Origin of the sequence: Janibacter sp. GXQ6167, from assembly GCF_041365945.1 — a bacterium.
Taxonomy (GTDB): Bacteria; Actinomycetota; Actinomycetes; order Actinomycetales; family Dermatophilaceae; genus JBGFSK01.
Window position 1 is genome coordinate 139896 of record NZ_JBGFSK010000004.1, and the last position, 16879, is coordinate 156774.

Below are 16879 nucleotides of genomic sequence, written 5' to 3' on the forward strand. Positions count from 1 at the left end.
GTGGGGGCTCGTCGAGACGGGTAGACTGCCCCAGATTGGGACCTGACCGATCGGGTCTCGTGCCCCTCCCGACGGCGAAGGCGTGACGCCCTTCCCACCAGCGACCATGAACAAGGGTTGGTTCGTGACCACCATCCAGCCGACGCGCAGCGCGGCCGCCCCATCGGCCCGGCCGAGCACTTTCGCGGCCTATCTCGCGCTCACCAAGCCGCGGGTGATCGAACTCCTTCTCGTGACGACGGTCCCCGTGATGTTTCTCGCCGAGCGAGGTGTCCCCAACCTCTGGCTCGTGCTCGCCACCTTGATCGGTGGATCGCTCAGTGCGGGTGCGGCAAACACTTTCAACATGGTCTACGACCGAGACATCGATGCGCTGATGGACCGCACGGCGGATCGACCGCTCGTCACCGGTCAGATCACCCCGCGCGCCGCGCTGATCTTCGGTGCCGCCCTGACCGCGATCTCGACCGCCTGGCTCGCGGTGCTCGTCAACCCGCTTTCGGCGGCCCTGTCGCTCGGCGCGGTCGTGCTGTACTCCGTCGGCTACACGATGATCTTGAAGCGGCGCACCGCCCAAAACATCGTCTGGGGTGGCGTCGCGGGCTGCATGCCGACCCTGATTGGCTGGTCGGCAGTCACGAACACCGTCGCCTGGCCGGCGATCATCCTCTTCCTCGTCATCTTCTTCTGGACGCCCCCTCACTACTGGCCGCTGTCGATGCGCTTCGAGGACGACTACGCGCGGGCCGGGGTGCCGATGGCTCCCGTGGTCCAGGAGCGGATCACCGTCGCGCGCCAGATCGTCATCTACTCGTGGGTCATGGTCGCGACCTCGCTGGCCCTCATCCCCGTCGCGCCGATGGGCTGGCTCTACACCGTCGCAGCGGTCGGTTCGGGAGCGCTCTTCCTCGCTGAGGCCCACCGGCTGCTCGCGCTGACGCGCCGTGGCGAGCCGCAGGCCAAGGTCAAGCCGATGCGCCTCTTCCACTTCTCGATCACCTACGTGACGCTGCTCTTCCTCGGCGTCGCGATCGACCCGCTGCTCTACTGGCCGCTGCCCGGCCTCAACTAGTCCGTAGGGGTTCGGCTCAGCACCATCGCGCGGGTCACGACGACCACGAGGAGCGCGGCACCGAGCATGTGCGCGAGGACCAGGACCTCGGGCAACTTGGTGAAGTACTGGACGTAGCCGATCAACCCCTGGGCGAGGACCACTCCGACGACGAGGGCCCACGCCCGGGTCGCCCGCTCCGAGCGCGAGGTCATCCGCGCGGCGACCCACATCGCGATCACTAGCCCGACGAGGAGCATCACGGCATCGGCGTGCAGCCACGACATGGCGCGCGGATCAAAACCGGTGCGCGCCGGGGTCGTGGCATCACCGGAGTGGGGACCGGAGCCGGTCACGATCGTCCCGAGCACCAGCACCACCGCGGTCACCACCGCAACCCCTTGGGCGAGGCGCTCGGCGAGGGGATGCATCAGGAAGCTGCGCGGACCGGGACGCTGCTGAGAGCGCCAGAGCATCCACGCGGCGACGGCGACCAGGGCAGCAGAGGCCAGGAAATGGAAGGCCACCGTCCAGGGGTTAAGGCCCGTCAGGACGGTCACGCCGCCGAGGAGCGCCTGCGCGACGATGCCCGCGACGATGATCCAAGCGCCCCGGATGAGGTCCGTGCGCTGGCGCGCCCACTTGTAGAGCGCGACAAGGAGCGCGATGGCGACCGCAGTGAGGACCCAGGTCAGCAGGCGGTTCCCAAACTCGATGTGCTTGTGGAAGCCCTGCTCCTGGTGGACCGTCGGCGTGTACGACCCCGGGGTGCACTGCGGCCAGGTCGGACACCCGAGGCCGCTGCCGGTGAGCCGGACCAGGCCGCCGGTCACGATGATCCCCACCTGCACCACCAGATTGGCGACGAGCAGTCGGCCCACCCACGGGCTGGTAATCAACAGATCCTTGCTCGTGGTGGTTGGTTCGGCGGTCGGCAGGGGCGTTCGAGACACCCCCATACCGTAGTTCTCCACCGGGCGTGCCTCGTGCCAGGGCCAGGGTTAGCATCGGCGGAGTGTCCGAGACCACACCCCCTGATCGACGCTCGATCGTGGTGCTGGGCGTCGGGGTCCTCGCCGCGGCGGCGGGTTGCTCCTCGCGGGAGGTCCGGACCTCCGTCACCTCGCCTCCAGAGCCTCCTCCGAGCGCCACCGCGCCCTCGAGCGCCCTCCCGCTGACCCGTGCCGAGGCGGTGGAGCGCTTTGGCAGGCAACCGAGCGGGCCCTTTGGGACGGCGGTCCCCGGTGTCGTTTCCCACCTCACGCCGGGCACGAAGGGGGTGGCGCTCACCTTCGATGCCTGTGGGGGACCGGGAGGAGGCGACGGGTACGACCACGCCCTCATCGCTGCGCTCCGGCATCATCAAGTCCGCGCAACCCTCTTCCTCAACACCCGATGGATCGCCGCCAACGAGGCCATCGCCGCAGAGTTGGTCGCCGACCCCCTCTTCGAGCTCGCGAACCACGGCCACCGCCACCTCCCACTGTCGGTCGCCGGGCGCTCGGCCTACGGGATTCGCGGCACGAGGTCCATCGGCGAGGCCTACGACGAGATCGCAGCGGCATCGCAGTGGTTCATCGACCACACCGGCGGTTTGCCTCGATGGTTCCGCCCGGGGACCGCGCATACCGATCGCGCGTGTGCCCGAATGGCGCGCGCGCTCGGTCAACCGATCGCGGGTTTCGCCGTCAATGCCGATGCGGGAGCGAGCCTGCCGGCCGACTCGGTGACGACCGCGATGCTCACCGCGCAGGCGGGGGACATCGTGATCGGCCATCTGAATCGGCCGGCAGGCGGGACGGCAGAAGGGGTGTCAGCGGCCTTGCCGCAGATGCTGGAGCGGGGGACCCGCTTCGTGACGCTCGGCTAGTCGGCTTCCGGGGCCAGGTGCGTCTTAGAGATGACGTCGGCCCAGGCCACCTCGGCACCGGTGTGCCCGGCCCGGAAGACAAACCACAGCGCGGCGAGCGAGGCGGCCACCAGCAGGACGGTCACGATGATGGCGACCGGGGCCGGTGCTGGCGCACCGGGGCGCAGCGCCCACAGCACGGCGATGAGCACCACCAGCGCGAAGAGGGCGATCACGGTCCTCGCGACGTCCCCGGCCTCGGTGTGCGTCTCGAGCGCCTGGCTGTGCTCACCGATGCTCTCCAGCCGCCGCTCCAGATTCTCCCCGCTCTCGGCCGCCACGAAGGCGCTCGCCGCGCTCACCAGCGCCAGGCCGAGCGTGGGCCAGCGCAGCGCTCGCCGCCACTGTGGTCGGGCGACGTAGACGAGGGCGAGGATGGCCGCGATCGGCGTGAGGACGACGACGGCGTGGATGACGAGGACGTGGACCGGGAGACCGGCGATGGTGTCGAACATGGGCCACAGCGTGCCAGCGGGTTCCCGGGAGAACGCTATGGCCATCCTGTGAACGTCCTATGACTCCCGGCGGTGGGGAACCTTCCGCTCGCGACCGGTCAGTCTCGCCACCGGAAGGTCCGGGCCGCGAGGAGGGTGGATACCGCGCCCCAGGCGATGAGGATTCCCCACGCAGCAAAGGGCCACGTGCCCGCGCCGAGCGGCTGACGCATCGCCTCACCGAGCGCGGCCGACGGCAACGCATCGATCACGACCTGCCACGGCCCAGAGAGGACATGGCTCGGGACGACGATCCCGCCGACGGCGAGGAGCAGTACCCAGACCAGATTCGCGAGCGCGAGCACGGCCTCAGCGCGCACCGAACCGGCGAGCGCGAGTGCCAAGGCGACGAAGCACCACGCCCCGAGCGCCAGCGAGACCATGGCGACCGGGATCATCGCGAGATGGGGTCGCCACCCCATGGCGAGGGCAACGGCACCAATCGCGAGGACCTGGACGGCGATCACCCCGAGCACGGCGAGCGACTTGCCCGCGAGGAGGCCGCCGCGGCCGAGGGGAGTCACCCCGAGATAGCGCAGCACGCCGTACCGCCGGTCGAACCCGGTTTGGATGGCCTGCCCTGTGAAGGCGGTGCTGATCACCACGAGACCGAGGACCCCGGGGGCGATCACATCGATCCGCGGCCCCGACCCGAGATCCGGGAAGGGGGCGAGGGTGAGCCCGACGAGGGCCATCAGCGGCAGGACCACCGAGACGATCAGTTGCTCACCATTGCGCAGGTGTACCCCGGCCTCGAAGCGCGCCTGAGCGAGCATCCGGGTGGCGAAGGGGGCAGCGCGCGGCCGTTCGATGGTTGCGCTCATCGCACGTATCCCTCGGTGAGGGCGAAGTAGGCGTCCTCGAGAGTGCCGCCACCGGCGATCCCAGACGGGGTGTCATCGGCGACCACCGCGCCACGTCGCAGGATCACGACCCGATCGGCGAGCCGCTCCGCCTCTTCGAAAGAGTGGGTGGTGACCACGAGCGTCGTCCCGGCAGCGACGACATCGCGCAGCACTCGCCACAGTTCGCGGCGCGCATGCGGGTCAAGGCCGGCGGACGGCTCGTCGAGGAAGGCCACCTCGGGTCGGGCGAGCAACGCCGCCGCGAGGGCGATCCGCTGCCGCTGCCCGCCGGATAGGCGACGGACGGGGGTCCGGGCGAAGGGGGCGATGTCCAGCTGCTCGATCAGCCGCTCGGTGTCGGTCGGTCCCTCGACGAGGCGCGTGAGGTGGGCGAGGAGCCGCTCGGCGGAGACGCTCTGGGGGAGCCCCCCGTCTTGAAGCATGACTCCGACCCGGGCCCGGTGATCTGGTCCGGCGTGGGCCGGATCGACGCCGAGGACCTCGACGCGGCCACCGTCTGGGCGTTGGAGGCCTTCTAAGCACTCGATCATCGTGGTTTTGCCCGCACCGTTGGGCCCAAGGACGCAGGTCACCGACCCCGCCGGCGCGCTCCAACTCGCTCCATCGAGCGCGCGAACCGCCCCGAAGGTGCGCACCACCTCCGACACGACGACCACAGCCATGGCGCAACATCCTAGGCTTAGCGGGTGACGACTATCGACCGGGAGGCCGCCCCCGCTACTGCGGTGGCCGCGCTCCCTTCGCTCCTAGCCGCCGTAACCGGCCGTGGCCGCCTCGCGCTTGCCCTCGGTGTGCTGCCCGTCGCCGTGGCAGCCTTCTTCCGCGACCCACAGCGTCGTACCGACGTGGAACCGGCCCGACGCGATGATGTCCTCTCGCCCGCCGACGGCAAGGTGATGTACGCCGGGCCCGGGCAGGAAGGGGTCGCGCCCGAGGGGGAGTGGCAGCAGATCTCGATCTTCCTGTCCGCCTTCGACGTCCACATCAACCGATCGCCCGTCTCCGGCGTCGTGACGGATGTGACCTATCGACCGGGCAAATGGCTCGCGGCCTACAAGCACGAGAGCGCCTACTTAAACGAACGCAGTGACATCACGATCGAGGACGTCGTCGACGGCGAGGTGCGCCGGACCCACGTGCGCCAGATCGTCGGGCTCATGGCCCGGCGGGTCGTGACCCGCGTCACCGTGGGCGAGCGCCTCACCGCGGGGCAGCGGATCGGGCTGATGAAGTTCGGCAGCCGGATGGATGTCTTCGTCCCGCCGCACGTCGAGCTCCTCACCGAGGGCGGCGATCGGGTCGTGGCCGGTGAATCGGTCCTCGCCCGCTGGCCCTCCGCCTAAGGGGAGGCGCTGATGACGGAGGTCAAGCCCCGGCGCCTACGGCTGCGCCGCTGGCGCCTCGTCGCCCCGAGCGGTGCCGAGGTCGTCTCCCTTCGGCAGTTGAGCCACCGGGAGAAGTTGCGCGTCACCGCGCCCAGCATCTTTACGACCTTGAACCTCTGCGCCGGGTTCGCCTCGGTCCTGCTCGCCTTCCGGGAGCACTTCGTGCTGGCCGCGACCCTTGTGGCGGCCGCGATCGTGATGGATATCTGCGACGGAGCCGTCGCGCGAGCCGTGGGCGCGACATCCCCCTTCGGGATGCAGCTGGACTCCCTCGCCGATCTGATCTCCTTCGGCGTCGCTCCGGCGGTCCTGGTCCACACCTGGGTGATGCCCGGCTGGCCGGTGCTCGCCTGGCTAGGGGCCTTCTTCTGGCTGGCCTGCGCGGCCTTCCGGCTCGCCCGCTTCAACGTGACCGTCGACCCGATGGACGACAAGCGCTATTTCATCGGGTTGCCGAGTCCGGGGGCGGCCGCCGTGGTGATCGCGACGATCTTCGCGATGGCCTCCCCAGAAGTCGGTCCGGCGATGCTGCTCCCGCTCGCGGTCGGGATCATCCCAGCCCTCCTCATGGTCTCGACGGTGCGGTTTCGCTCCTTCCGCGACCTGGTGACGCCACGGACTCGCCACGCTCGGATCATCACCGCCGTCACGCTCGCCGTGATCGTGGTCGGACTCGTGATCAACCCCGGGATGACCGGCCTCGTCATCGCCTACGGCTACATCCTGACGGCGCCCCTGGGGTTCGTCACTCAACTCCCGCGCCGGCGCATCTTTGGGGATGCCTCGATCGCGCCTCCGCGGGTCAAGATGCCCTCGGTTTTCGTCCCGGTCACTCCGGCCGAAGGGGAGGAAGACGACGAGGTGGAGTGCGACGATCGGCAGGAGGAGCGCGCTTAGGGCACCCTTCCTTTGGGGTTCTGCGCCGAATTACGTAACATTGTCGTGTGGTTATTGCGACCGAGCTCAGCACCGATGGCTCGGACCCGCGTACCCGCGACCGGGTGGTCGCCGCGATCAGTGAGCGCGGTCCGATTACCGCCAAGGCTCTCGCGGACGCGTTGGGTCTTAGTGCCCCCGGCATCCGCCGTCATCTCGATCAACTCGCGGCCAGCGGGCTGATCACCTCACGGACCTCGGCGAGCGGCAAGCGCGGACGAGGACGACCGGCCCGCGAGTGGGTGGTCTCCGATCAGGGCCACGACTATTTACCGACGGGATACGACGACCTGGCGGCCGACGCCGTACGCTTCCTGGCCGAGGCTGCCGGCGACGATGCCGTGCACGCCTTCGCCACCAAGCGCTTCGCCGCACTGGAGCGGCGGTACGCCGATGAGGTAGCGGCCGCTGGGGACGACCCGATGGAGCGCGCCGCGGTCCTCGTCGCGGCCCTGCGCCGTGACGGCTACGCGGCAAGCACCCGATCCGTCGGGGGACGCGATGACATCGGGATCCAGCTCTGCCAGGGCCACTGCCCGGTCCAGCAGGTCGCGACCGAGTTCCCCGCCTTCTGCGACGCCGAAACCGACGCCTTCGCGCGCCTGCTCGGCGTCCACGTTCAACGGCTCGCCACCCTCGCGGGCGGCGATCACGTCTGCACGACCTTCATCCCCACCGCGGCGGTCACCGCCGCGGCATCAGACCCCCAACCAGGAAGGCCCACGCGATGAGCAGCAACATCGAAGAGCTCAACCCAGGGCTCAAGGACATCGGCCACTACGAGTACGGCTGGGCCGACAGCGACACCGCTGGCGCCTCCGCGAAGCGGGGCCTGAGTCCCGAGGTCGTCGCCGATATCTCCGACCGCAAGTCCGAGCCGAAGTGGATGCGCGACCTGCGCCTGAAGTCGCTCACCCTCTTCGACAAGAAGCCCATGCCGAGTTGGGGCAGCGACCTCACCGGGATCGACTTCGACAACATCAAGTACTTCGTGAAGTCCACGGAGAAGCAGGCCACCAGCTGGGAGGACCTGCCCGAGGACATCAAGAACACCTACGACAAGCTCGGCATCCCCGAGGCGGAGAAGCAGCGCCTCGTCGCCGGCGTCGCCGCGCAGTACGAGTCGGAGGTCGTCTATCACCAGATCCGCGAGGACCTGGAAGAAAAGGGCGTCATCTTCGTCGACACCGATTCCGGTCTGCGCGAGCACGAGGACCTCTTCCGGGAGTACTTCGGCACCGTCATCCCGCCGGGCGATAACAAGTTCGCCGCGCTCAACACGGCCGTCTGGTCCGGTGGGTCCTTCATCTATGTCCCGCCGGGCGTCCACGTCGACATCCCGCTCCAGGCCTACTTCCGGATCAACACCGAAAACATGGGCCAGTTCGAGCGGACGCTGATCATCGCCGACGAGGGCTCCTACGTGCACTACGTCGAGGGCTGCACCGCGCCGATCTACAAGACCGACTCGCTGCACTCCGCGGTCGTCGAGATCGTCGTGAAGAAGAACGCTCGCGTGCGCTACACGACCATCCAGAACTGGTCGAACAACGTCTACAACCTCGTCACCAAGCGCGCGACCTGCGCCGAGGGCGCGACGATGGAGTGGATCGACGGCAATATCGGGTCCAAGGTCACGATGAAGTACCCCGCGGTCTTCCTGCTCGGGGAGCACGCGAAGGGTGAGACGCTCTCGATCGCCTTCGCCGGCGAGGGCCAGCACCAGGACGCGGGATCGAAGATGGTCCACGCCGCGCCCAACACCTCCTCGACGATCGTCAGCAAGTCGGTCGCGCGCGGCGGTGGCCGCACGTCCTATCGCGGTCTCGTCCAGGTGCTCGAGGGAGCCCACGGGTCGAAGAGCTCGGTCGTCTGCGACGCGCTGCTCGTCGACACGATCTCCCGCTCGGACACCTACCCCTATGTCGATGTCCGTGAGGACGACGTGCAGATGGGCCACGAGGCGACGGTCTCGAAGGTCTCGGCGGATCAGATGTTCTACCTGATGTCGCGGGGCATGACGGAGGAAGAGGCGATGGCGATGATCGTGCGCGGCTTCGTCGAGCCGATCGCTCGCGAGTTGCCGATGGAGTACGCCCTCGAACTCAACCGCCTGATCGAGCTCCAGATGGAAGGAGCCGTTGGGTGATCCCCACAACGAACCCCCTGAGCGTGAATAAGGACGATGCATGAGCTTGCTGACCGATTCGAAGGGGGCCGGCCTGGTCACCCCGGGCTCCTCCGCGCACACCGATTCTGCGGAGGCGATGGTCCCGGACCAGTCTCGCGCCGAGCGGACCCAGTCCTTCGACGTGGCGGATTTCGCCGTGCCGACGGGCCGGGAGGAGGACTGGCGCTTCACGCCGGTCGCTGACCTCAGCGCGCTCTTTCGCGACGAGGCGACGGGCCAGCGGCTCGACTGGGATGCGGCCCTGCCCGAGGGCGTAAGTGCCGCCCACCTCACGGTCGAGCAGGCGCGCACGAGCGACCTGCCCAAGCCCGCCGACCGCGCCGCGGTCCTCGCCGCCGCCCACAGCGATGGCGTCGCCGTGGTCGATGTCGCGGCCAACGCCGAGCTCGACGAGCCGTTGCGGCTCACGCTCAATGGCACCGATGGGCAACTCGTCCACGGCCACTACTGGCTGCGAGTCGGGCATCACGCGAAGGCGACCATCGTCTTGCGGCACACGGGGCGCGCGGAGTACTCGCAACTGCTCACGATCACTGCCGGTGATGGCGCCGACCTCACGGTCGTGACCGTGCAGGAGTGGGACGACTCGTCGATCCACCTCGGCCAGCACGACGTCGTCGTCGGGCGGGACGCGAGCGTGCGCCACATCGCGGTCACCCTCGGCGGTGGGATCGTGCGCCTCAACACCAACGCGACCTACGCGGGGCCGGGTGGTTCCTTCGAGGGCCTCGGGGTGTACTTCGCCGATGCGGGCCAGCACCTGGAGCACCGCCTCTTCGTCGACCACGAAGCGCCGCACTGCCGCAGCAACGTCGAGTACAAGGGCGCGCTGCAGGGCGAGACCGCCCACACCGTGTGGGTCGGCGATGTCCTCATCCGCGCCGCGGCCGAGGGCACCGACACCTACGAGCTCAACCGCAACCTTGTCTTGACCGACGGGGCGCGCGCCGACTCGGTGCCGAACCTCGAGATCGAGACCGGTGAGATCGCCGGTGCCGGGCACGCTTCGGCGACCGGGCGCTTCGACGATGAGCAACTCTTCTACCTGATGGCCCGCGGCATCCCGCAGGACCAGGCCCGCCGCCTCGTCGTGCGCGGATTCTTCGCGGCGATCGTCGCTCGGATCGGCGTCCCCGAGATCAGCGAGCGGATCATGACCGCGATCGACGCCGAACTCGAAGGGGGAGCGCTGTGAGTGCCCCCGCGAGCGCCGAACCGATACTCGTCTGCTCGGTCGGCGAGCTGCCCGAGGTGGGCGCGGCTAAGGCCGACATCCACGGACGGCTCGTCTCGATCGTGCACACCGATGATGGCGGCGTCTACTGCATCGACGATGCCTGCACGCATGGCAACGTCTCGCTCTCCGAGGGCGAGCTCTCCGGCTGCCAGCTGGAGTGTTGGCTCCACGGCTCGCGTTTCGATGTGCGCACCGGTGAGCCGAGCGGCCTGCCCGCGACCGTCCCGGTCGTGACCCACACCGTCGAGGTGATCGACGGCCAGGTGTGGGTCACCTTGTCCGAAACTCCGCCCCGGCGCGCCTAAGCCCCCTTCGTCCCCCTTCGATTTCTTCACTTTTTTTCAGGAGTACCACTGTCATGGCAACGCTAGAGATCCGCGACCTGCACGTCAGCGTCGACACCGAGGAAGGTTCCAAGCCGATCCTCAAGGGCGTCGACCTCACCATCAACTCCGGCGAAACCCACGCGATCATGGGCCCCAACGGCTCGGGCAAGTCCACCCTCGCGTACTCGATCGCCGGGCACCCCAAGTACATCGTGACCTCCGGCACCGTCACCCTCGACGGTGAGGATGTCCTCGCGATGAGCGTCGACGAGCGGGCCCGCGCCGGCCTCTTCCTCGCGATGCAGTACCCCGTGGAGGTTCCCGGCGTCACGGTCAGCAACTTCCTGCGGACGGCCAAGACGGCCATCTCCGGGGAGGCCCCGAAGCTGCGCCACTGGATCAAGGACGTCAAGGGCGCGATGGAGAACCTGCGGATGGACGCCGCCTTCGCCGAGCGCGATGTCAACGAGGGCTTCTCCGGCGGGGAGAAGAAGCGCCACGAGATCCTCCAGATGGAGCTGCTGAAGCCGCGCTTCGCCGTCCTCGACGAGACCGACTCCGGCCTGGACGTCGATGCCCTCCGGATCGTCTCCGAGGGCGTCAACCGGGTCCAGGACGAGACCGACGCTGGCGTCGTGCTGATCACGCACTACACGCGGATCCTCAACTACATCAAGCCCGACTTCGTGCACGTCTTCGTCGACGGCCGGATCGCCGAGCAGGGCGGTCCCGAGCTCGCCGAGCGGCTCGAGGCCGAGGGCTACGACCGCTTCGTCGCTGCGCAGGCCTGACCTTGACCGACCCCATCAGCTCCGAGGAACTGGCGCAGATCCGCGACCAGTTCCCGATTCTGACGCGCACGGTGCGCGATGGGCGGGACCTCGTCTACCTCGACTCGGGCGCGACCTCGCAAAAACCGGTCGCGGTGCTCGACGCCGAGCGGGAGTTCTTGACCACCCACAACGCGGCGCCGCACCGTGGGGCGCATGCGCTCTCCGAAGAGGCGACCGAGGCCTACGAGCAGGCGCGCCGGGACATCGGCGCACTGATCGGCGCGCCGGCGCACGAGATCGTCTTTACGAAGAACGCCACCGAGGCGCTGAACCTCGTCGCGTACGCGGGCTCCAACGCCGAGCCGGGTTCGCCGATGCGGGTTGGTCCGGATGACCAGATCCTGATCACGGTCGCCGAGCATCACGCGAACCTCGTGCCCTGGCAGGAGCTCGCGCGACGGACCGGGGCCACGCTGAAGTGGATCGACATCACCGACGAGGGCCGCCTCGACCTCGACTCCCTTCCAGAGCTCGTCACCGAGCGCACCAAGATCGTTGCGTTTACGCACCTGTCCAATGTGCTGGGCGCGGTCACCGATGTGGCCCGGGTTGTCGAGGCCGCGAAGGGCGTCGGTGCCCTCACCGTGCTCGACGCCTGCCAGTCCGTGCCCCACATGCCGGTCGACGTCTCCGAGCTCGGGGTCGACCTGCTCGCCTTCTCGGGGCACAAGATGTACGGCCCGAGCGGGATCGGCGTCCTCTGGGGCCGATACGAGATCCTCGAGCAGCTGCCCCCCTTCATCACCGGCGGTTCGATGATCGAGCTGGTCCGGATGGAGGGCAGCACCTATGCCGCTCCGCCCACCCGCTTCGAGGCGGGCGTGCCGATGACCTCCCAGGCGATCGGCCTCGCGGCGGCGGTGCGCTGGATGCAAGAGATTGGTGTCGAGCGGATCGCCGCCCACGAGCACGCGATGACCGGGCTGCTCCTCGACGGGCTCGCCAAGCGCCCGTGGGTGCGGGTCATCGGGCCGACCGAGAACATCGAGCGGGGTAGCGCGGTCTCCTTCGTCGTCGACGGGGTTCACGCTCACGACGTGGGTCAGGTCCTCGACGACCAGGGCATCGCCGTGCGGGTCGGGCATCACTGCGCCTGGCCGCTGCACCGCCGCTTCGGTGTCCCGGCGAGCACCCGTGCCTCGCTCGCGGTCACGACGACCCCTGCGGAAATAGACGCCTTCCTCTCGGCGCTGGACCAGGTGCCCGTGATTTTCGGGCTCGACACGAACGGGAGTTGACGACCCTTGGACCTTTACCAGGAGTTGATCCTCGAGCACAGCAAGCGCCCTCATGGCGCCGGGCTGCGCGACGGGTATGACGCGGAGGTACACCACGTCAACCCGACCTGTGGCGACGAGGTGACCTTGCGGGTGCACGTCGACGGCGATGACGAGACCGCGCGCCTCACCGACATCTCGTATGAGGCCGTGGGCTGCTCGATCTCGACCGCGTCGACATCGATCCTCGCGGAAGAACTGACCGGCGAGGATGTCGCACACGCCCTCGCGACCCACGCGGCGATGAAGCAGATGCTGACCTCGAAGGGCGAGATCAGCGGCGACGAAGAGGTGATCGGCGACGGTGTCGCCCTCGCCGGCGTCGCGAAGTACCCGGCGCGCGTCAAGTGCGCCCTCCTGGGCTGGATGGCCCTCACCGACGCGCTGGCCCAGGCCGGCATCGACGTCTCCGGGCGTACCGAGCAAGGAGTAGACGCATGAGCGAGACCGTGACCACCCCCAGCAATGTCGCCGATGTCGAAGAGGCGCTGCGCGATGTCGTCGACCCCGAGCTCGGGATTAATGTCGTCGACCTCGGCCTCGTCTACGGGATCACCGTGGACCCGGCAAACCACGCCGTCATCGACATGACCCTCACCTCCGCGGCCTGTCCGCTGACCGATGTCATCGAGGACCAAGTGGCCCAGGCCGTCGACTCCCTCGTGACCGGCCACCGGATCAACTGGGTCTGGATGCCGCCGTGGGGTCCGGACAAGATCACCGAGGACGGCCGCGAGCAATTGCGGGCCTTGGGCTTCAACATCTAAAACTCCGACGATGAGTGGGCCCCGTCGGGTCGAAGTCGAGCCAGCGCGACTCCCGCGCTGGCTCGACGGCGTTCGAGAGCGCCACGGTGACCTCGCCTGGACCGGAGGTCCGCACGACCCGTCCTTCGAGATCGTCGCCGCGGACGGCACCCACATCGTGGGGGAGCGCTTCGATCATGACCCCTTAGGGCTGCTGCTGGTCCGCCGCGGTGGTTGGGCGGTCGGTCGTGCCGAAGGGGGAGCGCTCCCGGCCCACACCACCGGCACGAAGTACGTCCAGTCCCGTACTGCCGCCGGTGGATGGTCCCAGCAACGCTTCGCCCGGCGCCGGGCCAACCAGGCCGACGCACTGGTCCTCGCCCTGGTCGAACCCGCGATCCGGCACCTTAGCGATGCCCCACTCGGCGCCCTGGTCGTGGGCGGGGACAAGGCGCTCGTTGCAAGCCTGCTCACGGTGTTCGCCGACGAGGCCCGGCTGCGCCCCCTTCTTGCTCTGCCGCGACGCGAGCTCTACGACCTGCCGGATCCGCGCCTAAAGGTGTTGCAGGACGCCGCCCATCGCGGCCGCGCGGTCCGCCTCGCGATCACCGATCCCTGACCACAGGGGTGCCGGGACCGCCACTTCCCGGCGCCCGAACCGTCGGTAAGTGCAAGGTCACGCGCCCGACCGACGCCACCCGGCCCCCGAACCGTCGGTTAGTGCAAGGTCACGCCCCCAACCGACACCACCCGGGCACCCGAACCGTCGGTTAGTGCAAGGTCACGCCCCCAACCGACACCACCCGGGCACCCGAACCGTCGGTAAGTGCACACTCACGCCCCCCACCGACACCACCCGACCCCCGAACCGTCGGTAAGTGCAAGGTCACGCGCCCCACCGACACATCCCGGCCCCCGAACCGTCGGGGAGGGACGTCCGAGTTACGGGTTTTCGGGATCTTGGACCGCGAAGGTGTCGCAGCTATTGATCCCGTCGGCCTTCATCCCGGTGAGGAACCACTGCTGGCGCGCCTGCGCCGACCCATGGGTCCAGCCGTCGGGATTCACCCCGCCACCGGAGCGCTGCTGGATCGTGTCGTCCCCGACCGCGCGGGCGGCGCTCAGGGCCTTCTTCACGTCCTCTTCGGTGATCGGCTTCATCAGCGGCTGACCGCTCTTGTCCTTGGTGGTCGTCGCGTGCTGCACCCACATCCCCGCGAAGCAGTCGGCCATGAGCTCGACGCGGACCGCGCCGGAGGTGCGGCCCTTCGGGTCCTTTTGGGACTCGCCGAGGATCCCGTAGAGGTTTTGGATGTGGTGCCCGTACTCGTGAGCGAGCACATACTCCTCGGCGAGCGCGCCGTCCTCGGCACCCAACTGCTTTTGCATGAGGTCGAAGAAGTCGGTGTCGATGAAGATCTTGCGATCGAGCGGGCAGTAGAAGGGGCCCACCTGGTTGCTCGCGGTCCCGCACCGTGATTGCGCGGTGCCGTGATAGATCACGACCTCCGCTGGGGGCTCGAAGGAGCGCCCCGACTGACCCAGATCGCTCGCGACTCCGGGCTCGTTCGACCAGAAGTCGTAGAGCGAGTTCTCCGTCGCCACCATCCGGCAGTCACGGTTGGCGTTCGCGTCAGAACCGGTCTTGCACTGCTCAAGGGAGGAGTTGTCGGATTGCTGCCCGCTCCCTTGCCCCTGGTCACCCAGCACATCGTTGGGGTTGACGCCAAGGAGCATCGCGACGACGAGCACGACGAGCCCGAGGATGCCGCCACCGGCCACGACCGGACCACGACCGCCGCCTCCACCGCCCACCCGTGAGGTGTCGAGGTTTGCGTTGTCGTTGAAGCTCATGTGGCCTCCCGGGGCGCAGGGGCAGAAAAAGCGGTGGGGGTGCCTGCCCAGAACGCGCCTAGACTAGCCCGGCGCTGCCCCGAGGTAGTGCATAACGCCGACTCAGGAGTTCTTGACCCGTGATCACCGCCTCCGGCATCGAGTTGCGCGCCGGCTCGCGCATTCTCCTCTCGGACGCCACCTTCCGGGTCGCGCCGGGAGACCGCGTGGGCCTCGTCGGACGCAATGGCGCGGGGAAGACGACCCTGACGAAGTACCTCGCGGGGGAGGGGCAAGCCGCGGCCGGCACCACCACGTCCTCCGGCGAGGTCGGATATCTGCCCCAGGACCCACGAACCGGTGACCTGCAGGTCACCGCTCGTCAGCGCATCCTCTCGGCGCGTGGCCTCGATCGAATCGTCACCGACCGCACGGTGGCGGAGAAGAAGATGGCAAGCGCGGACCCGGAGACGATGGAGCGGGCGATGCGCCGCTACGCCCGCCTCGACGCCGAGTTCGAGGCCGCGGGCGGATACGCGGCCGAGTCGGAAGCTTCGGCGATCGCCGCCGCGCTCAACATCGAGACCCATCGCCTCGACCAGGAGCTGGGGACCCTGTCCGGCGGTCAGCGCCGCCGCGTCGAATTGGCGCGCATCCTCTTCTCCGGGGCGCAGACACTGCTGCTCGACGAGCCAACGAACCACCTCGACGCCGACTCCGTGGCCTGGCTGCGCGATCACCTCAAGAACTACGCGGGCGGCTTGGTCATCATCAGCCACGATGTTGATCTCCTCGAGGTCGTGGTCAACCGCGTCTTCCACCTCGACGCCAATCGCGGTGAGCTCGACCAGTACAACGTCGGCTGGAAGGCCTACCTCCAGCAGCGCGAGACCGACGAGCGCCGCCGCAAGCGCGAGCTGGCCAACGCGCAGAAGAAGGCTGGCGCGCTGCTTGAGCAGGCCGAGAAGATGCGCGCCAAGGCGACCAAGGCCGTCGCCGCCCAGCAGATGATGCGCCGCGCCGAGAAGATGTTGGCCGGGGTCGAAGGGGAGCGGGTCCACGACAAGGTGGCCAAACTGCGCTTCCCCGAGCCGGCCCCGTGTGGACGCACGCCACTTACCGCAAGCGGCCTCTCCCGCTCCTATGGCAGCCAGGAGGTCTTTACCGACGTCGACCTCGCCATTGACCGCGGTTCGCGCGTGGTTGTGCTCGGGCTGAACGGCGCCGGGAAGACGACCCTGCTTAGGATGCTCGCCGGTGTCGATTCGCCCGATACCGGCGAGGTCCACCACGGGCATGGCCTGCGCCTTGGCTACTACGCCCAGGAGCACGAGAATCTCGATGTCGACCGCAGCGTCCTCGACAACATGAAGTCGGCCGCGCCGGATCTGGGGGAGACCGAGGTCCGCAAGGTCCTCGGGTCCTTCCTCTTCTCCGGCGAGGATGTCGACAAGCCCGCCGGGGTGCTCTCCGGCGGCGAGAAGACCCGACTCTCGCTCGCCCTTCTCGTCGTCTCCTCGGCCAATGTCCTGCTCCTCGACGAACCCACGAACAACCTCGACCCGGCTTCCCGGGCCGAAATCCTGGGGGCGCTTGCGACCTATAAGGGGGCCGTTGTCCTGGTCACCCACGACGAAGGGGCGGTCGATGCCCTCTCCCCGGAGCGCATCCTGCTGCTTCCTGACGGGGTGGAGGACCTCTGGGGTCCGGACTACCGGGATCTCATCTCGCTGGCGTGATGTCCCCGGACGCCCATATCCATAACGGGACGTTATGCGTTAGATAAGTAGACATG

At 68.5% G+C, this 16879-nt stretch carries 19 protein-coding genes; 14 read left to right on the forward strand and 5 right to left on the reverse strand.

The window, feature by feature from the left end; all coding sequences use genetic code 11:
• Positions 1-133 precede the first annotated feature (133 nt).
• Complete coding sequence (locus AB8K43_RS07440; protein ID WP_370893380.1) at positions 134-1072, forward strand: heme o synthase; 939 nt, start codon at positions 134-136, stop codon at positions 1070-1072.
• Here the strand turns inward: AB8K43_RS07440 and AB8K43_RS07445 are convergent.
• The gene (locus AB8K43_RS07445) at positions 1069-2010 is read right to left on the reverse strand and encodes a heme A synthase (protein WP_370893010.1); all 942 of its coding nucleotides are present in this window, start codon (positions 2008-2010) and stop codon (positions 1069-1071) included. The genes AB8K43_RS07440 and AB8K43_RS07445 overlap by 4 nt on opposite strands.
• A 56-nt stretch (positions 2011-2066) precedes the next feature.
• Between AB8K43_RS07445 and AB8K43_RS07450 the strand changes: the two genes are divergently transcribed.
• Complete coding sequence (locus tag AB8K43_RS07450) at positions 2067-2921, forward strand: polysaccharide deacetylase family protein (protein ID WP_370893012.1); 855 nt, start codon at positions 2067-2069, stop codon at positions 2919-2921.
• On the opposite strand, the gene AB8K43_RS07455 is transcribed toward AB8K43_RS07450, so the two are convergent.
• The 3 genes from AB8K43_RS07455 to AB8K43_RS07465 form a co-directional block, all read right to left on the reverse strand.
• Positions 2918-3415 carry a DUF2231 domain-containing protein gene (locus AB8K43_RS07455; protein WP_370893013.1) on the reverse strand — a complete coding sequence of 166 codons (498 nt, stop codon included), beginning with the start codon at positions 3413-3415 and terminating at the stop codon, positions 2918-2920. The genes AB8K43_RS07450 and AB8K43_RS07455 overlap by 4 nt on opposite strands.
• A 98-nt stretch (positions 3416-3513) precedes the next feature.
• Entirely contained in the window at positions 3514-4278 is a 765-nt protein-coding gene (locus AB8K43_RS07460; RefSeq protein ID WP_370893015.1) for an ABC transporter permease, read from the reverse strand.
• The gene (locus tag AB8K43_RS07465) at positions 4275-4982 is read right to left on the reverse strand and encodes an ABC transporter ATP-binding protein (RefSeq protein WP_370893017.1); all 708 of its coding nucleotides are present in this window, start codon (positions 4980-4982) and stop codon (positions 4275-4277) included. The genes AB8K43_RS07460 and AB8K43_RS07465 overlap by 4 nt, the downstream gene beginning before the upstream one ends.
• A gap of 24 nt (positions 4983-5006) precedes the next feature.
• On the opposite strand from AB8K43_RS07465, the gene AB8K43_RS07470 reads away from it, so the two are divergent.
• The 11 genes from AB8K43_RS07470 to AB8K43_RS07520 are packed head-to-tail and all read left to right on the forward strand — an operon-like array spanning position 5007 to position 13870.
• On the forward strand, positions 5007-5663 hold the full coding sequence (locus tag AB8K43_RS07470; RefSeq protein WP_370893019.1) for a phosphatidylserine decarboxylase: 657 nt from the start codon (positions 5007-5009) through the stop codon (positions 5661-5663).
• Between the two features lie 12 nt (positions 5664-5675).
• Positions 5676-6602: a CDP-diacylglycerol--serine O-phosphatidyltransferase gene (gene pssA / locus AB8K43_RS07475; RefSeq protein WP_370893021.1), complete on the forward strand. Its 927-nt coding sequence runs from the start codon at positions 5676-5678 to the stop codon at positions 6600-6602.
• Between the two features lie 47 nt (positions 6603-6649).
• Complete coding sequence (locus tag AB8K43_RS07480; RefSeq protein ID WP_370893023.1) at positions 6650-7372, forward strand: helix-turn-helix transcriptional regulator; 723 nt, start codon at positions 6650-6652, stop codon at positions 7370-7372.
• Complete coding sequence (sufB, locus tag AB8K43_RS07485) at positions 7369-8790, forward strand: Fe-S cluster assembly protein SufB (RefSeq protein WP_370893025.1); 1422 nt, start codon at positions 7369-7371, stop codon at positions 8788-8790. The genes AB8K43_RS07480 and sufB overlap by 4 nt, the downstream gene beginning before the upstream one ends.
• A gap of 40 nt (positions 8791-8830) precedes the next feature.
• Positions 8831-10027, forward strand: coding sequence for a Fe-S cluster assembly protein SufD (sufD, locus tag AB8K43_RS07490; protein WP_370893027.1), 1197 nt, complete (start codon positions 8831-8833; stop codon positions 10025-10027).
• Positions 10024-10374, forward strand: a complete 351-nt coding sequence (locus AB8K43_RS07495; RefSeq protein ID WP_370893029.1) for a non-heme iron oxygenase ferredoxin subunit — start codon at positions 10024-10026, stop codon at positions 10372-10374. The genes sufD and AB8K43_RS07495 overlap by 4 nt, the downstream gene beginning before the upstream one ends.
• A gap of 53 nt (positions 10375-10427) precedes the next feature.
• Positions 10428-11186 (forward strand): Fe-S cluster assembly ATPase SufC, encoded by a 759-nt coding sequence (sufC, locus tag AB8K43_RS07500; protein ID WP_370893031.1) that lies wholly within the window; start codon positions 10428-10430, stop codon positions 11184-11186.
• A gap of 2 nt (positions 11187-11188) precedes the next feature.
• Positions 11189-12466 carry an aminotransferase class V-fold PLP-dependent enzyme gene (locus AB8K43_RS07505; protein ID WP_370893033.1) on the forward strand — a complete coding sequence of 426 codons (1278 nt, stop codon included), beginning with the start codon at positions 11189-11191 and terminating at the stop codon, positions 12464-12466.
• A 6-nt stretch (positions 12467-12472) separates the two neighbouring features.
• Entirely contained in the window at positions 12473-12946 is a 474-nt protein-coding gene (gene sufU / locus AB8K43_RS07510; RefSeq protein ID WP_370893034.1) for a Fe-S cluster assembly sulfur transfer protein SufU, read from the forward strand.
• Positions 12943-13272: a metal-sulfur cluster assembly factor gene (locus tag AB8K43_RS07515; RefSeq protein ID WP_370893036.1), complete on the forward strand. Its 330-nt coding sequence runs from the start codon at positions 12943-12945 to the stop codon at positions 13270-13272. The genes sufU and AB8K43_RS07515 overlap by 4 nt, the downstream gene beginning before the upstream one ends.
• A 10-nt stretch (positions 13273-13282) precedes the next feature.
• Positions 13283-13870 carry an acVLRF1 family peptidyl-tRNA hydrolase gene (locus tag AB8K43_RS07520; protein WP_370893038.1) on the forward strand — a complete coding sequence of 196 codons (588 nt, stop codon included), beginning with the start codon at positions 13283-13285 and terminating at the stop codon, positions 13868-13870.
• Between the two features lie 323 nt (positions 13871-14193).
• Here the strand turns inward: AB8K43_RS07520 and AB8K43_RS07525 are convergent, their stop codons facing one another.
• Entirely contained in the window at positions 14194-15105 is a 912-nt protein-coding gene (locus AB8K43_RS07525) for a neutral zinc metallopeptidase (RefSeq protein ID WP_370893039.1), read from the reverse strand.
• Positions 15106-15224: 119 nt separating this feature from the next.
• On the opposite strand from AB8K43_RS07525, the gene AB8K43_RS07530 reads away from it, so the two are divergent.
• Positions 15225-16823, forward strand: coding sequence for an ABC-F family ATP-binding cassette domain-containing protein (locus tag AB8K43_RS07530; RefSeq protein ID WP_370893041.1), 1599 nt, complete (start codon positions 15225-15227; stop codon positions 16821-16823).
• The last annotated feature ends 56 nt before the right edge of the window (positions 16824-16879 follow it).

What these genes read in the sequence shown, in the direction of transcription:
- AB8K43_RS07445 (WP_370893010.1), bottom strand. Translation starts at nt 2,010, where the DNA reads ATGGGGGTGTCTCGAACGCCCCTGCCGACCGCCGAACCAACCACCACG.
- AB8K43_RS07455 (WP_370893013.1), bottom strand. Translation starts at nt 3,415, where the DNA reads ATGTTCGACACCATCGCCGGTCTCCCGGTCCACGTCCTCGTCATCCAC.
- AB8K43_RS07460 (WP_370893015.1), bottom strand. Translation starts at nt 4,278, where the DNA reads ATGAGCGCAACCATCGAACGGCCGCGCGCTGCCCCCTTCGCCACCCGG.
- AB8K43_RS07465 (WP_370893017.1), bottom strand. Translation starts at nt 4,982, where the DNA reads ATGGCTGTGGTCGTCGTGTCGGAGGTGGTGCGCACCTTCGGGGCGGTT.
- pssA (WP_370893021.1), top strand. Translation starts at nt 5,676, where the DNA reads ATGACGGAGGTCAAGCCCCGGCGCCTACGGCTGCGCCGCTGGCGCCTC.
- sufB (WP_370893025.1), top strand. Translation starts at nt 7,369, where the DNA reads ATGAGCAGCAACATCGAAGAGCTCAACCCAGGGCTCAAGGACATCGGC.
- sufD (WP_370893027.1), top strand. Translation starts at nt 8,831, where the DNA reads ATGAGCTTGCTGACCGATTCGAAGGGGGCCGGCCTGGTCACCCCGGGC.
- sufC (WP_370893031.1), top strand. Translation starts at nt 10,428, where the DNA reads ATGGCAACGCTAGAGATCCGCGACCTGCACGTCAGCGTCGACACCGAG.
- AB8K43_RS07515 (WP_370893036.1), top strand. Translation starts at nt 12,943, where the DNA reads ATGAGCGAGACCGTGACCACCCCCAGCAATGTCGCCGATGTCGAAGAG.
- AB8K43_RS07520 (WP_370893038.1), top strand. Translation starts at nt 13,283, where the DNA reads ATGAGTGGGCCCCGTCGGGTCGAAGTCGAGCCAGCGCGACTCCCGCGC.
- AB8K43_RS07525 (WP_370893039.1), bottom strand. Translation starts at nt 15,105, where the DNA reads ATGAGCTTCAACGACAACGCAAACCTCGACACCTCACGGGTGGGCGGT.